Origin of the sequence: Bacillus solimangrovi, from assembly GCF_001742425.1 — a bacterium.
Taxonomy (GTDB): domain Bacteria; phylum Bacillota; class Bacilli; order Bacillales; family Bacillaceae_N; genus Bacillus_AV; species Bacillus_AV solimangrovi.
The window spans coordinates 1-14,239 of record NZ_MJEH01000005.1; the positions used below are offsets into that span (position 1 = coordinate 1).

Consider the following 14,239-nt stretch of genomic DNA (forward strand, 5'->3'; position numbering starts at 1 on the left):
AAGACATAGATAAGAGGATCAATATCAATTTCTGAAAAAATTGCTTCAAATCGCTTGGTAGGTTCTAAATCATATAAATCTTGCAGGTCAAAAAAACATATATGTCGTATAGTAGTCATAAGGAGTCCCCCTTTTGTCTCAAGAGTTCGTTTAGTCGCTTACTCAATCGACATTTGGGGAGGTACTCCTTTTTCTATGTCTTAGAACCTATGAGCCGCAAGGCTTTGAATTTATGAAATTGATTCAAGTAAAAACAACAAAAATAGTTCATATATTTTAAAAAAATCACAATTTTAAATTGATCATTATATTCCCTCAACATCGCAAATTTTTTTGGGGGATCAGAAATATTCTCACCCTTTTAAATACTTGTGATTTGAACGTAAAGACAGTATAATTAATCGTGTCAATTATGAGAAATTTTGTTAATAGTAAGTATGCATGTAATATGATGTTCCCTCAAAACGCTAATATATCACGTTTTAATGGGGCTGGTTGGGTTGCTGGTGCACTCCGCGGTCTTCAAAACCGTCTGGGAGGCGCGTGCCGTCTTCGGTGGGTTCGATTCCCATACAGTCCCGCCAACACTATATAATTTCTCTCATTCTTCAATTTGAAAATAATTTAACCCCGTTCTTTAACAAAAAAGAACGGGGTATTTGAATATTTAAATCTTTGTATTACTTTTCTTCGCTTTATTTTCTAACTCGCTTTTAGGATTTGCTGAGAATTCAGCATCTTCAGCTTGTCCTTGTGGATTTATACCACGATCCTGAGCACCACGGTTTTTGTTTTTTCTATGTGACATAACCATTCACCTCCAACCCTTAAGCTCCCCATAACTTCAAAATAATATTATCCATTTAAATGAAGTTGAAAACGTCTTATTAAGGTTAGCTCTCAAATCAAATTGCTATTTAACGCAAATAAGTATACAAATTATCTAATACTCATTTTTCATCAAACATTTCCGTTATAATAGTACGTATGTCCACAATGCAACGAAATGAGGGTCTAAACTTATGAACGATGAAAAACAAAGAGCAATAGATCGACATATAGAAGACATAAAAAAATATGAAACCGAATTGTTTTCAGAAACAGAAGAAATAGAGAATTCATTTGAGAACGGGTATAGAATACCATCAAAGACAAATGAAAAACCTTCAAGTTCTTCTAAACTAATTATAAGTTTAATTGCACTTTTCTTATTTTTTAGTACTGCTGGTACGTTACTTAATTTCTTTAATATCCCTGCCTTTGAATTTGTACCTAAGTCAGATCAGCTTTCTCAGAAAACATTGATTCAAACATCTAAGGAAGCAGTTGTCCTCGTCAATTCAGAAAATCGTAAAGGTACTGGTTTTAACATTTCTAATGATGGTTTAATTGTAACAAACTACCATATCGTGAAGGAATCTAGGGAAAGCGTCATTCGATTTCCAGATGGAAAATCTTTTCGAGGTACAACTCAAGAAACACTACCAGAAAAAGACATTGCTATCCTATCAATAGAAACTCAAAGTCCCTTACCATTTCTTAATGTCGAGTGGGAAAAACATTGGGAGGCTGATAACTCAGTTTATATTATTGGTAATCCATTATCATACAGCCACATTGCAAGTGAAGGAACAGTTATTGGTTTAAGCAATAATACATCTTTAGACATCCCAACATTGTCCATCCAAACAAAAATATATAGTGGAAATAGCGGTAGCCCTGTTATTAACTCAGATGGTAAAGTTATTGCAGTTATCTATGCACGTAGTTTAGATAGTGAGCAACCAACAGCATTTGCAGTACCTACTTATGAATTTCATGACCAAGTTTCAGGTTTATTGAAAAAAAAATAAAAGTGGAGAACAGTAATTCTCCACTTCATTCATTAATAACTGTAACTTTGTTTCTTCCATTAGCCTTTGAGCAATATAGAGCTTTATCTGCCCTTTGGATGATTATCTTCTCATCTATGTCTTCTTCTCGGTATACAGTAACTCCAAGAGAAATTGTAATAGGCTGTCCAGTTGGACTTACTGTTTCTGCAACTTTTTGTCGTAATCTTTCTGCCATTTTTTTGGCATCCTCCACATTAATATGTTTCACTAAAATACCAAATTCTTCTCCACCATATCGAAAGCACAAATCATCTTCTCTTGCTACCTTTTTAATTATTGATGCTAGAAACTTTAATACTTCGTCTCCTACTAAATGACCGTATGTATCATTTACCTTTTTAAAATGATCAATATCCAACATAATAATTGCAAATGACATGTTTGCATCTATCCATTCTTTGATCACTATATCAAATGTTTTACGATTGACTAATTGAGTAAGCCCATCTAATTGTACTTCAGAATGGAGAAGATTTAAGTGATTACTAATATGATGGTAAAGTTGATGGACTTCATAAATATGTATTCGTCCATTAATCCAGTCCTTAGGAACAATATGTTGTTTATGAGTAATTGCGTCCTCTGAGAACTTTGCTAAACTATTGATAGGTTTAGCTAAGGTATTAGCTAGAATCCATGAGAGTAGCAAAATCAACACTACTAATGGAAGAGAACGGAAAAACATCTGCGTTAACAGTTCATGAAGAGGATCTTCAATCACATCAGTTGGCGTCTGAGATACGATCCCCCATCCAGTCGTTTCTTCATGCGCATATCCTGCAAAAAATTCATTCCCTCTTACATTTGTAATGACAGATGACCCATTATTGCCTTTCATTAACTGCTGCACTACTTTATTTTCTGAAACATCTTCATTAATTCGATCAGAATCAGGATGGTATATTAACTTTCCATCCCTATTTACGACATATACATATGAACCATTTGCGTATTGATGTTCTTTGAGAGTGTTGTTCAATACGCTATCACTCTCTAGATAGATCGTACCACCCACAAGACCCTTATATTGACCGAACCTATCAAAAATAGGAGAAGAAATAAGCATGATCATTTGACCAGAAGTTGCTCGATAGGGATCAGATATAAATGATTGTTTGATAGCTAATGCTTTTTTGACTGTATCTGATTGAATTTTAGTGCCTGACTTTACTACAACTCCACCTTTGTACTGAATCTTCTCAGGACTTAATAATTGAATGAATCCTTCTTTATCAGTAATGAAAATTGAATTAAAATGTTTATTATTTGCAGATCTCCATACATCTAAATCTTTTTGAGTTAATGCATCCGATCCAGCTATTTCACCTATAATATTTAAATTTTGCTGTAAATCATTAAACAAATCACTTGTACTTGTTGATAGTTTCTTAGCATAGTTATAATTACTTTCTAAATAATTTTCCATTAGTGACTTTTTCAAGGCATTTTTCGAAGCAAATCCACTCACAACAGCAGTACATATTACTATTATGATAATTAAAATACCAATTGCATAACGAAGTTTTATACCTTTTTTCGTGAGCATCTCAATCCTACTCTCTTTAATCAAATAATAGAATACTATCTACTATAGATTACCAAATATCTTATAAAATACCAACACCATTCAAGATATATCAATATATTTCATGCATTCATTTATTGAAGATTAATTTAAAAGGCAAAATACTATAACCTCACTATATATTTTAATCTATATGCATATTTTCAACACCTCTCTATATGAAAGCGATTTACTATAAAAAATATGTTTAAGACATTGATTAAGTTGAACGATTGATGTATTATAAGAACACAAGCTGTTTTGTGCGTAAGCATAATAAAGTTTTAACCTTTACGCTATAATAGGGAGTTTTACATCAAAGCTGAATTGACATACCTCTGGTTATATACCAAAGAGGGCATGCATGAAGACTTTTGCGAACACCCACTTTGAGAAGTGGTGGTTTAAAACTTTCTTATCAATTACTTACGGCAAATACGGCTGAAACCATGAATTCTTAAACCAGTTTCGATTAGAAACTGGTTTTTTGTATGAAAAATTAACAGATACGATAACTAATGAAATTCATATCTTCTATGTCTCCTCCATATGATTAGTAGAAACTATTAAAAGGAGGAACTATGTATGCAATTTTATTACGGGCATCAAATGCCATTGCGAATTTTAGATGAAGCTGAATTTTGGAAGCAACAAGAAGTCGAACATACCGTTGTTATTAGGGAACTTATCCCTGTTTTAGAAGAAAAATATGTGAATGCATTATTGAAATGGGAAGAAGCTCTTTCAAAAACACACCAGAAAGTAATCCGTTATATCGAAACCGTTAACCGCTCAGCCTACTACATACCACAACAATTACTACAATCCGTCTTACAACTTACACATTACTGCTTACAGCAAAGTTTAGACTTTATTAAACTGTGCCAACAAATTAAAACGGAAAGTGCCGCAGTTAGTAAAAATTCAACAGCTAAAGTGGTATTAGATCATATCATAAGAGAATCAGAATATTTCGTAGGGATTTCACAAGCACTATTGTACAATCATTAAGAAGCAACACACTTAGGAAATGAATACAATATGTCTTAATAACAAATACTATAAACCTCTATGAATAAGTAATTAAGTAAAATCACATGTGTATGTTAAACCTAATCACGTAATTGAATAATGAAAAGATAAAGATTGACAGTCCTATTTGTCAATCTTTATCTTTTCATTATATCACACCACAATTAATTGTAAAAAACACTAAATTTGTAAGTCATCTTATATAACTATTAACTTTCCTCTTCTATGCTATAGATATCTATGAAATAATCTTTTTCTACATTTAAAACAAAGGAATAAAAACTTCGTTTAATGAAGATTTACATATAATAAGTAAATGATTCAAAAAACTGTTTAATAATAAACGAGTAAAACCAATGATTTGAAAAGTAATTTTTTAAAATAAAACACTAACCACAAAGGATTAAAATATCAAAATCAGATTAATAGTAAAATATATCCTAAAGGAAAAGTTACATAGTTGTCTTACATTTTATGTTACCTAACTTGTATTCCATTATTTAAACGATTATTAGTACACTTCCATCTTCCTTAATTTTCATGTATTGTATACTTAAAGGAGTAGAAAGACTAGTTGTTTTATAATAGAGGAGTGAAACTTTGAGTCGAGTACATAAGAGAAAAGTTAAACACCTTCAACCATTTTTAAAATGGGCTGGGGGTAAACGACAATTACTTCCTATCTTAAGAAACTATTTCCCTACAACATTTGATACTTACTACGAACCTTTTGTTGGCGCTGGTGCAGTACTTTTTGACTTAGCACCCAAAACAGCTATTATAAATGATGTAAATGAACAGCTAGTTAATGTCTATCGTTCAATCAAAACAGATGTAGATGCATTATTACATTTATTAGATGAACATACCTTAAACCATAATAAAGATTACTATTATAAAGTTCGGGAATGGGATAGAATTGATAAAATTTATACAATGACAAATATCGAGCGAGCAGCACGCATTCTATATTTAAATAAAACGTGTTTCAACGGTTTATACCGAGTTAATTCAAAGGGTCAATTTAACGTTCCCTTCGGAAAATACAAACTACCCAATATCGTTAATGAAAAAGTATTGCGTTCAGTTAACACATATTTAAATCAGCATCAGGTGACGATTACAAATGATGACTTTGCAGAAACAGTATCTGATGCGAAAAAAGGTGATTTCGTTTATTTTGATCCACCTTACGTTCCTATAAATCGAACATCATCCTTTACAGGCTATTCTAAAACTGGATTTGGAATGGATGAACAAGAAAGGTTACGAGATGTATTCATAAACCTTGCTGAACGTGGTTGCCATATAATATTATCTAACTCATATACGCCATACATTCGAGAACTGTATCGTGACTTTCGAATCGAAACCGTTCAAGCATCTAGGATTATTAATTCAAAAGGAAATTCCCGAGGCAAAATCTTCGAAGCAGTAATTCTTTTTGATGGAAATAATTAAAAATTCAACCTAAATACGAAGCGATAATGCAACTTACTAATCGCTTCGTATTTTATACTCACAACTTAATTAACCATCACTCATATTTGCACGAGTAGGCTGTATCGCCTTGTTTAAATCTTCTTCTGCAATTACATTCTTACCAACTGCAGCTTCACTAAAAGGCTTTCCCTTCTGGCTACCGTTATGATTTTGCCGTTTTTTCTTATTTGTCATCGTTAAAAACCTCCTTTCACTCTTAGTATGAACCAAATCAAATTCTTTTTATTTATGTTTTACGATGAACCTGCTACAATTAATATCGTCAATATAATTATTGTAGAAATGGGTTTTAAATTAGAGGTGATGAACGTGCTTTCAGGATGGTTTTTATGGTTTATTTTATTTTGGGTCGTTTTTTTAACTGGCTCTCTCGCAATTGGCGGATACTTCATGTTTCGTAAGTTTCTCAAGCGACTACCTAAAGAAGATGGAAAATCAATTTTGGATTGGGAAGAAGATTACATAAATCAAACGAGACACTTATGGCCACAGGGTCAGAAGGATTTCCTAGAAGAGCTTGTGCAACCTGTACCAGAGCTCTTTCGTGATGTAGCTAGACAAAAGATCGCTGGAAAAATTGGAGAACTTGCATTGAAAGAAAATGCAACGGTTATTTCTCAAGATTTAGTCATTCGTGGATACATTATTGCAACACCAAAACGCGATCATAAATTTTTGATAAAAACACTTAAAGAAAAGCAAATAAACCTTGCTCCGTATGAACAATTATTTTAGATAACCTTAAAAAACCTCGTTATGCTTCTTTACGAATCATAACGAGGTTTTTACCTATGCTTTTATATGTAACTCCCTTTCGAGCTTCCGATATTTCACATACATAGCAATTCGCCAAGGAACAATCATTCCAAATGCCAGTAAGAAGAACATACCACTTGTCTCACCAAATGGAATATATTGACCTAAGATTAATTTTAGGATAATCCGAAATATAAGTAAACCTAGTAAAATAAAAACAAATGCCTTAGAACGTTGAAGATATATATCACCATTTTTCACTTCAAACTTAGAACTTTTAATTAAAACTATCGAGAACAAAGCGCCAACACTTATTGCTTCAAGTACCTGAGCAGGAGTTACTCGAAAAACAGGTAATACGAACATAAGTGCTCCGGTACTCATAAATAGAGGCGGTAATATTATCTTCTTAACTGTTGCAGGCTTTTTTGCTGCCTTCATCCGAATGATTAATGCGATAATAGCCATACATACGGCAGCAATTGAACTTAATGCAACATACATACTTCTCAACCCTTTTCCATACAATCTCTTGAGTGCATATATAGTATAACGTTTTTCAACGTCACTTTCATCTTTTTTAGTATGAAATGTGAGATGATTGTCTAATAAACTTGGATGCTATCATTGAAATGAATAAAATAAGCCATTTAAGAACATACGAAATGCTCTTAAATGGCTTCACCCTTATTCTAATACACGATCAATTGCATCAAGTACTCTTGTTTCATCGAATGGTTTAACGATAAAATCTTTTGCACCAGCTTCGATTGCTTCAACTACCATTCTTTGCTGGCCCATCGCAGAGCACATAATTATTTTTGCTTGAGTGTCTATTGACTTAATTTTTCGTACCGTTTCAATACCGTTCATTACAGGCATCGTAATATCCAACGTAACAAGATCCGGTTTTACTTTATCATATAACTCAATTGCTTCCTGACCATTCTCTGCCTCAGCAACGACTTCATGTCCACCATTTTCTAGAATATTCGATAACGTTAAACGAATGAATTTCGCGTCATCTACTACTAAAAGCCTTGCCATTTTCCGCTCCCCCTTACAAACACATTTCATTAAAACTTTATTTAAAAATTTTCAATTAAATGTTTCATATAGCTATTGTACAGAACTGTATTCTTACTTCTATCTCATTTATCATATTATTCATTTTTCATTTCAATTAAAACGACAAGTTTATTTAATGGATATCCCAACACCATTATTTTACGATTTTATTAAAATTATAAATGTGATGAATACGTGTTAATTGATATGAGATAAAATAGGTAAGTTGTATCATATACAATAGTATCATAGCAATGGAATTATTGGTAGAAAAGACTTCAAAATTTGCTAATTATTATCAATAATAAGTCTTGTTCATTAGGTTAGAAGCCACAGAAATACCCTATAATAAATACTTCTTACGATAGTTTTGTTTGCACAAGGAACAGCATGATATTCATGTATGGATCGTCACTTATAAGCACTAAGACCTATTACAAATACTATTTTATTAGAAAAGAAAGAAGGTTGACATTTGTCAAACCTTCTCAACTTTTAAGCATCTTCAGCAATTGATAAAATAATTGTCATTGTAACACCAATAACTGTTAAATATACTCCTAAATCAAATAACATCGCTGTAGCAACTTCAGGGTCACCAAGTAATGGGATATCATGTAGATGCTTAAAAGTATGACTCAAGAATGGCACACCAAACAGAAATGAACCCATAGCCGTACCTACTGCAACTGTAAGACCAATTGGAATTAATGTACGAAAGTTAATTACAACAACCTTCTTCATCGTACCAAATCCATATGTAAGATACATTAAGACAAATGCAGCAGATGTCATTAATCCTCCAATAAAGCCTCCACCTGGTGCGTTATGTCCAGCGAAAAATAAATAAAATGAAAAAGCTAGGATGACAAAAGCAATCATTGTTGTCGTCATCTTAAGAATTAAATCATTTGTTTTCATTTCGTCACCCCTTTACTCATAGAAACGTAATACACATTCATTATAGTATAACACACATATAATCTCTATATTAAAAGCCTGTAAAACCACCAAAAATGTTAATGAAGTATGAAGAAATTTTCGTCATCCAATCAAAGAATAAGAAAACACCCATCACAATCATCAAATATCCACCAATTTGTACAATCTTATGGTTATTTTTTCGAATCCATTGCATCCTTCCAATGAAAAACGACATTACAAAGAACGGAATCGCAAAGCCAAGTGTATATGCACCCATGTAGAAAAGTCCTGAACCCGGATCAGAAACACTCATCGCTAAAACAGCAGCAAGAATCGGCCCTGTACAAGGTGTCCAACCAGCAGCAAAGCCTAAGCCAATTAAGACTGATCCAAAATAACCAGACGGTCGATTTTGAAATTTTACTTTTCTATCCTTCATTAAAAAGTCGGGTTTTAAAATTCCGACAACAACAAAACCGAAGAAGATAATTAAAATTGCACCTACTTGACGAATTAAATCATCGTATTGAATAAAAATACTCCCAATCAATGTAGTTGACATTCCTAATACTAGGAAAATAATAGAGAATCCAATTAGGAAAAACAATGTATGTAACATCGCACGTCGTTGTAACATCGCATTCTCATTCTTCAATTCTGAGACACTTACACCTGTTATATACGATAGAAACGCAGGATAAAGTGGTAAGCAACATGGGGAAATAAAGGAAAGAAACCCAGCCCCAAAAGCCAAAAATACATTCACTTCGTTCATCTTATCAACTCCAACAACTATTTTACCAAACCACCATTTTAACAAGTGCAGTACAGTGTTTATTCTAACAGACAATACGAAGAAAATTTATTTACAATTTTGTGTCTAAAATCTTTTAATTTATATTTGTACTTGTTTTAATAACTCATCGCTATTACCTTGTTGCATCAGATACATATGATAATAATGGCCTCTCTGACTGATTAAACTTTCATGTGTTCCTCGCTCTACAATTTCTCCCTTATGCAAAACGATTATTTCGTCTGCATCCTGAATAGTCGATAGACGGTGTGCAATAGCAATCGTTGTCCTGCCTCTTCTCATTGCCTTTAGTGCTGTTTGAATTTTCTCTTCCGTTTCTGTATCAATATTCGCAGTTGCTTCATCCAATACTAAAATTTTAGGATTTAACACCATTGTTCGTGCAAAGGAAATTAACTGTCTCTGACCACTTGAGAATGTACTACCACCTTCATTAACTTCAAAATCATAGTTATTAGGCAGTCCTTCAATCATTTCGTGTACTTGTACAAATTTAGATGCCCTTACTACATCTTCTTTTGTTATATCGTTACCATACATTTTTATATTTTCTTCAACAGTACCTGCAAATAGAAAAGCATCTTGTAATACTAAACCAACCTGACTACGATAACTTTTTTCATTATATTCAGATAGTGGTTTCCCATCTATCGTAATTTGTCCTCGAGCTCCATTGTAAAAATTCATTAACAAATTAATAATCGAACTCTTCCCACTACCAGTATGTCCAACGATTGCAATTGTTTCTGAAGGTTTAGCAGTGAATGAGATATTTTTTAGTACATCGTTCTCTCCTTCATAACTAAAGCTCACATTTTGAAAAGAAATTTCACCTTTTTCAATTTCTTTTGATTCTTTCTTATTAAATTGAGGTGCATAGTCATCTTCATCCAATAGTTGAAAAACCCTCGTAGATGCAACAATAGCTTGTTGAAAGATAGACAAACGCATCATCATCTGATTGACAGGTTCGAAAAATCTTTCCAAATAATTCACAAAAGCATAGATGACACCAATCTCTACAGCATAATCAAACGATTGAAATCCAAAAAAGGATAATACCATGATAATTGTAAATATATAAATTAAATCGACTGCTGGTCGAAGTAACAAACCATCAAGTTTGATCCCCTTCAAACCAGCATCATAATGTTTATCATTAATCTGTTCAAATTCTTTCCGCAAACGTTTTTCCTGATGGAAGATTTGTACGATTGCCATCCCTTGTAATGACTCACTCATCTTAGCATTCAACTCACTTAGTCTTTCACGTTGCGAGTGGAAAAAGATAGAACTAAAATGCCTATATGTCATCGTTAATCCAACTATTATCGGTAGTAACGCTAATGTGAAAAATGCCAGTTTCACATTTAATAAAAACATCGCTATAAAAACACCAATCAAGAAAACTATGTTTTTAATAAAAGTTGATAACACACTAACAAACAATTCTTTTATCGCCTCAGTGTCATTCGTGATTCGAGAAACTAAACCACCCGTAGGTTTACTATCAAAGTATTTTAACCCGAGTTTATGAACATGCTCGAAGACATCAATTCGTAATTCATGAATGATTTTCAATGCAACTGATTGAAAAATGTATAATTGAAAATAATCTGCAACAATACTAATTAGGTGTGCTCCCATATAAAAAATTGCAAACATCACTAACGGTTGAGTAGGAAAATAATTCAAAGTCAAATAATCATCTATGAATACTTTCACAATATATGGACCGACAAGCTGTCCCGCTGTTGCTACAATTAATAATAAAAATGCAACACTAAGCTGCTTCTTAAACGGTGAACCGTAGTGTAATAATCTTTTGAAACTTCTCCATTGCATCTTTGCTTGCTCATTTCCATTGGTCATGTTTAAAAACCCCCGTCCTCGACTAACGACTCCATCTGTTGGCGAAGAAACGTCTCTCGGTACCAGCAGCCTTGCTGACTCATTAAACTGTCATGTGTACCCCGCTCACTGATTTTCCCTTCATCTAATACTAAAATTAAATCAGCATGACGGACTGCACTTAAGCGATGTGCAGTAATAATTGTTGTCTTATGTGATCTTACTCTTTTTAACATTGAAAGAATAGAAGCTTCTGTCTTACCATCAACTGCTGATAAAGAGTCATCTAAAATTAGAATTTCTGGTTTGATAAGTAATGCTCTTGCTATCGAAATCCTCTGCTTTTGACCGCCCGATAATGTAACACCTTTCTCTCCAACAACAGTTTCATATTTTTGTGGAAACCCTATGATATCGTCATGTACTTGTGCGATTTTACTAGCTTCTATGATTTCTTCATATGAAGCATTAGGGTGACCAAACGCAATATTATCTGCAACTGTAGATGAGAAGAGAAAATGATCTTGTGGCACATACCCAAAGGTTCTACGTAATGAATTAAGCGTGTACTCTTTAATATTGTGGTCATTAATTGAAATCGAGCCCTCTTCTATTTCATGTTCACGCATTAACAGTTTCAAAAGAGTTGTTTTTCCAGCACCCGTTTTACCAACGATCCCGAGAGTTTTCCCTTGATTCAGTTGGAAATGAATATCATTCAGTATACTTTTATCGGAACTTTCTTCATAAGCGAATCTACTAACCTCATATTTAATATCGCCTCTAACAGTTTCATTAAACTTTGAATGTTTATCTGTAATAACAGCTTCTTCATTTAATAATGAACTGACACGATCATATGAAGCTCTACCTCTTTCAACGATATTAAATAACCAACCAAATGCTAACATTGGCCAAATTAATAATCCCAAATAAGTTGTAAATGAAACTAGTTCACCAACAGTCATCGCTCCATTTACAACTTCACGTGCACCAAATGCAATTGAAAGAAAAAAAGAAACCCCCACTATTAATGAAATAGTCGGATCAAATAAAGCATCAATTTTTGCTACACGCAAATTTTTCTCAACAACAACATTAGAATGAGAAACAAATTTTTCAGTGTCTTCTCGTTGTTGTCCTAATGTTTTCATAACTTTTATTCCATTCATACTTTCTTGTACTTTGTTATTTAATGAAGAAAATGATGCTTGTGCTGTATGAAAATGCTTGTGTAGCAACTTACCATAGTAACTTGTTAATAATGCCATAAAAGGCATCGGGATTAAACTAATTAAGGTAAGCTTCCAGCTGATCATACTTCCCATTGCAATTAACACGAATCCACCAGTCATAATTGAATCCACAAAGGTTAATACTCCCGCTCCAGCAGTTGCTTGTATTGCTTGGAGATCATTTGTTGCATGAGCCATCAAGTCACCAGTGCGCTTCCGTGCATAAAAGGATGGCGACATATTAGTAAAGTGAGTATACAATTCATTTCTCAACTGACGAGCAAGCTTTACAGATGAGCCAAAAATGAAAATTCTCCATATGTAACGGATGATATATACAACTATACCCACACCCACAAGGATCATAATATACTTTAATAGCAAATCTGTTGTAAGAGCACCTTGTTCAATTTGGTCAATAACATTACCAATTATCTTAGGTGGAATCAACTCAAGAAAAGCAACTATTGCAAGCATCAGAATTCCTGCACCATATGCTTTTCTTTCTTGCCAAAAAAACCACCAAAGATCCTTAAAAACACTCATATTCATTTCTCCTTAAATACTAATATGATGATTCTTAAAATTTAGAATATGTCCATTATATTAACATATTTCTAAATAATGCAAGCTATAATTTCAATACGGTACATGAAATTTTTTATATGCCATTGAAAAAGACACTCATTAAGAGTGTCTCTCATATTACTTTTTCTTAGTTTGCAATTTATTCATGGAGTTCATCATTTGATTAATCTTTTTCTGAGATGGTTTTTGTCCCATCTGCATCATCATTACACGCAACATTTGCTCATTGATTGGTGGATTCTTCTGCAAGTAATTCTCCATATATTTACGAGCTGCAAAGAAACCGATTGCAATTCCTGCGATTAATGCTATAACACCGATTAAAATATTAATCCACATACGAAAAACTTTCCTCCTTCATGTTGTCTATTCTAAAGTGTACTAAATCCTACATTAAGTTACAATATTTTTACGAAGTTTTATTTTAAATAAAGTTTTGTTGTTTTATTGGGTTCAGCCAGCCAAAACGTTCAGAATCAAAATCCATTGCTAAAAATGTTGATTTATACTTTCTCAAGATCTCGAAGAAAATCGTTTCTGCTTCATAACTGCCTTTAGCATTTAATATTATAAAAGAAGAGAACAATGATAACTGTGCTTGAGATGTGCCACCTGCACGCCTAAGTGTCAACGAATGTACATGGCTATCGTATGAATAAGAATTACCTCGATAACGTTTTAATTCCTTCTGAAGTTTATAGTTTAATTCAACAACAGAAACTGGCAATGTTATATAGTCAACTTGACGTTGAAGTAGTTCACTTTCAACCATCTTTGTACGTTCATAATCTGAAAAAAGTTGATAAAGCAATGGCTCTTTCCCAAAATAATCATTTGCAACATCTTCTGATAATAAATAAATGGAATAGTGCCTCATTTGCTCTCCTCCGTTTTCTTTAGTAATGAAAATCTTATCTCCGAAGATTTCCTTATAGGACAAGTATACCCAAACTAAAGAAAAATGATTGTCTATTACTGGAGCAATGAGACACTAGTTTTGTCGAAG

Annotated in this window: 15 protein-coding genes, 1 tRNA gene and 1 other RNA gene; 6 read left to right on the forward strand and 11 right to left on the reverse strand. The window is 33.0% G+C overall.

Annotation, left to right across the window (positions count from 1 at the left end; genetic code table 11):
• Positions 1 to 487 precede the first annotated feature (487 nt).
• A tRNA-Sec gene (locus tag BFG57_RS18765) sits at positions 488 to 584 on the forward strand.
• An 83-nt stretch (positions 585 to 667) separates the two neighbouring features.
• On the opposite strand, the gene sspL is transcribed toward BFG57_RS18765, so the two are convergent.
• Positions 668 to 808, reverse strand: a complete 141-nt coding sequence (sspL, locus tag BFG57_RS02145) for a small, acid-soluble spore protein L (RefSeq protein ID WP_069715823.1) — start codon at positions 806 to 808, stop codon at positions 668 to 670.
• Between the two features lie 214 nt (positions 809 to 1,022).
• On the opposite strand from sspL, the gene BFG57_RS02150 reads away from it, so the two are divergent.
• The gene (locus tag BFG57_RS02150; RefSeq protein WP_069715824.1) at positions 1,023 to 1,853 is read left to right on the forward strand and encodes a S1 family peptidase; all 831 of its coding nucleotides are present in this window, start codon (positions 1,023 to 1,025) and stop codon (positions 1,851 to 1,853) included.
• A 25-nt stretch (positions 1,854 to 1,878) separates the two neighbouring features.
• Here the strand turns inward: BFG57_RS02150 and BFG57_RS02155 are convergent, their stop codons facing one another.
• On the reverse strand, positions 1,879 to 3,441 hold the full coding sequence (locus BFG57_RS02155) for a sensor domain-containing diguanylate cyclase (protein WP_069715825.1): 1,563 nt from the start codon (positions 3,439 to 3,441) through the stop codon (positions 1,879 to 1,881).
• Between the two features lie 268 nt (positions 3,442 to 3,709).
• Between BFG57_RS02155 and ssrS the strand changes: the two genes are divergently transcribed.
• From ssrS to BFG57_RS02170, 3 genes are all read left to right on the forward strand, one after another.
• Positions 3,710 to 3,907: non-coding RNA, 6S RNA (gene ssrS / locus BFG57_RS02160), on the forward strand.
• Positions 3,908 to 4,044: 137 nt separating this feature from the next.
• Complete coding sequence (locus BFG57_RS02165; RefSeq protein ID WP_069715826.1) at positions 4,045 to 4,470, forward strand: DUF2935 domain-containing protein; 426 nt, start codon at positions 4,045 to 4,047, stop codon at positions 4,468 to 4,470.
• Between the two features lie 621 nt (positions 4,471 to 5,091).
• Positions 5,092 to 5,952, forward strand: a complete 861-nt coding sequence (locus BFG57_RS02170) for a DNA adenine methylase (RefSeq protein ID WP_069715827.1) — start codon at positions 5,092 to 5,094, stop codon at positions 5,950 to 5,952.
• A 69-nt stretch (positions 5,953 to 6,021) separates the two neighbouring features.
• Here BFG57_RS02170 and BFG57_RS18770 read toward each other — a convergent pair whose 3' ends face one another.
• Complete coding sequence (locus BFG57_RS18770; RefSeq protein WP_175428252.1) at positions 6,022 to 6,168, reverse strand: hypothetical protein; 147 nt, start codon at positions 6,166 to 6,168, stop codon at positions 6,022 to 6,024.
• 135 nt (positions 6,169 to 6,303) lie between these two features.
• Here BFG57_RS18770 and BFG57_RS02175 point away from each other — a divergent pair, with 135 nt between their 5' ends.
• Positions 6,304 to 6,729, forward strand: coding sequence for a DUF2621 domain-containing protein (locus BFG57_RS02175; RefSeq protein WP_069715828.1), 426 nt, complete (start codon positions 6,304 to 6,306; stop codon positions 6,727 to 6,729).
• A 54-nt stretch (positions 6,730 to 6,783) separates the two neighbouring features.
• On the opposite strand, the gene BFG57_RS02180 is transcribed toward BFG57_RS02175, so the two are convergent.
• From BFG57_RS02180 to sirA, 8 genes are all read right to left on the reverse strand, one after another.
• Positions 6,784 to 7,254 carry a CcdC family protein gene (locus BFG57_RS02180; RefSeq protein ID WP_069715829.1) on the reverse strand — a complete coding sequence of 157 codons (471 nt, stop codon included), beginning with the start codon at positions 7,252 to 7,254 and terminating at the stop codon, positions 6,784 to 6,786.
• Positions 7,255 to 7,437: 183 nt separating this feature from the next.
• Positions 7,438 to 7,797: a response regulator gene (locus BFG57_RS02185; RefSeq protein WP_069715830.1), complete on the reverse strand. Its 360-nt coding sequence runs from the start codon at positions 7,795 to 7,797 to the stop codon at positions 7,438 to 7,440.
• 516 nt (positions 7,798 to 8,313) lie between these two features.
• A complete protein-coding gene (locus BFG57_RS02190) occupies positions 8,314 to 8,739 on the reverse strand; it encodes a Na(+)/H(+) antiporter subunit B (protein ID WP_069715831.1) in 426 nt (141 codons plus the stop codon).
• Positions 8,740 to 8,809: 70 nt separating this feature from the next.
• Positions 8,810 to 9,517 carry a cytochrome c biogenesis CcdA family protein gene (locus tag BFG57_RS02195; RefSeq protein WP_069715832.1) on the reverse strand — a complete coding sequence of 236 codons (708 nt, stop codon included), beginning with the start codon at positions 9,515 to 9,517 and terminating at the stop codon, positions 8,810 to 8,812.
• 120 nt (positions 9,518 to 9,637) lie between these two features.
• Positions 9,638 to 11,431, reverse strand: coding sequence for an ABC transporter ATP-binding protein (locus tag BFG57_RS02200; RefSeq protein ID WP_069715833.1), 1,794 nt, complete (start codon positions 11,429 to 11,431; stop codon positions 9,638 to 9,640).
• A 2-nt stretch (positions 11,432 to 11,433) separates the two neighbouring features.
• A complete protein-coding gene (locus BFG57_RS02205) occupies positions 11,434 to 13,191 on the reverse strand; it encodes an ABC transporter transmembrane domain-containing protein (RefSeq protein WP_069715834.1) in 1,758 nt (585 codons plus the stop codon).
• Positions 13,192 to 13,350: 159 nt separating this feature from the next.
• Positions 13,351 to 13,572, reverse strand: a complete 222-nt coding sequence (locus tag BFG57_RS02210; protein ID WP_069715835.1) for a YneF family protein — start codon at positions 13,570 to 13,572, stop codon at positions 13,351 to 13,353.
• A gap of 85 nt (positions 13,573 to 13,657) precedes the next feature.
• Positions 13,658 to 14,110: a sporulation inhibitor of replication protein SirA gene (gene sirA, locus BFG57_RS02215; RefSeq protein WP_069715836.1), complete on the reverse strand. Its 453-nt coding sequence runs from the start codon at positions 14,108 to 14,110 to the stop codon at positions 13,658 to 13,660.
• Positions 14,111 to 14,239: the final 129 nt, after the last annotated feature.

Excerpts from the sequence above, each read along its gene's own strand:
- BFG57_RS02185 (WP_069715830.1), bottom strand. The coding sequence starts at position 7,797 with ATGGCAAGGCTTTTAGTAGTAGATGACGCGAAATTCATTCGTTTAACG.
- BFG57_RS02165 (WP_069715826.1), top strand. The coding sequence starts at position 4,045 with ATGCAATTTTATTACGGGCATCAAATGCCATTGCGAATTTTAGATGAA.
- sirA (WP_069715836.1), bottom strand. The coding sequence starts at position 14,110 with ATGAGGCACTATTCCATTTATTTATTATCAGAAGATGTTGCAAATGAT.
- BFG57_RS02155 (WP_069715825.1), bottom strand. The coding sequence starts at position 3,441 with ATGCTCACGAAAAAAGGTATAAAACTTCGTTATGCAATTGGTATTTTA.
- BFG57_RS02210 (WP_069715835.1), bottom strand. The coding sequence starts at position 13,572 with ATGTGGATTAATATTTTAATCGGTGTTATAGCATTAATCGCAGGAATT.
- BFG57_RS02180 (WP_069715829.1), bottom strand. The coding sequence starts at position 7,254 with ATGTATGTTGCATTAAGTTCAATTGCTGCCGTATGTATGGCTATTATC.
- BFG57_RS02195 (WP_069715832.1), bottom strand. The coding sequence starts at position 9,517 with ATGAACGAAGTGAATGTATTTTTGGCTTTTGGGGCTGGGTTTCTTTCC.
- sspL (WP_069715823.1), bottom strand. The coding sequence starts at position 808 with ATGTCACATAGAAAAAACAAAAACCGTGGTGCTCAGGATCGTGGTATA.
- BFG57_RS02150 (WP_069715824.1), top strand. The coding sequence starts at position 1,023 with ATGAACGATGAAAAACAAAGAGCAATAGATCGACATATAGAAGACATA.
- BFG57_RS02205 (WP_069715834.1), bottom strand. The coding sequence starts at position 13,191 with ATGAGTGTTTTTAAGGATCTTTGGTGGTTTTTTTGGCAAGAAAGAAAA.
- BFG57_RS02200 (WP_069715833.1), bottom strand. The coding sequence starts at position 11,431 with ATGACCAATGGAAATGAGCAAGCAAAGATGCAATGGAGAAGTTTCAAA.
- BFG57_RS18770 (WP_175428252.1), bottom strand. The coding sequence starts at position 6,168 with ATGACAAATAAGAAAAAACGGCAAAATCATAACGGTAGCCAGAAGGGA.
- BFG57_RS02190 (WP_069715831.1), bottom strand. The coding sequence starts at position 8,739 with ATGAAAACAAATGATTTAATTCTTAAGATGACGACAACAATGATTGCT.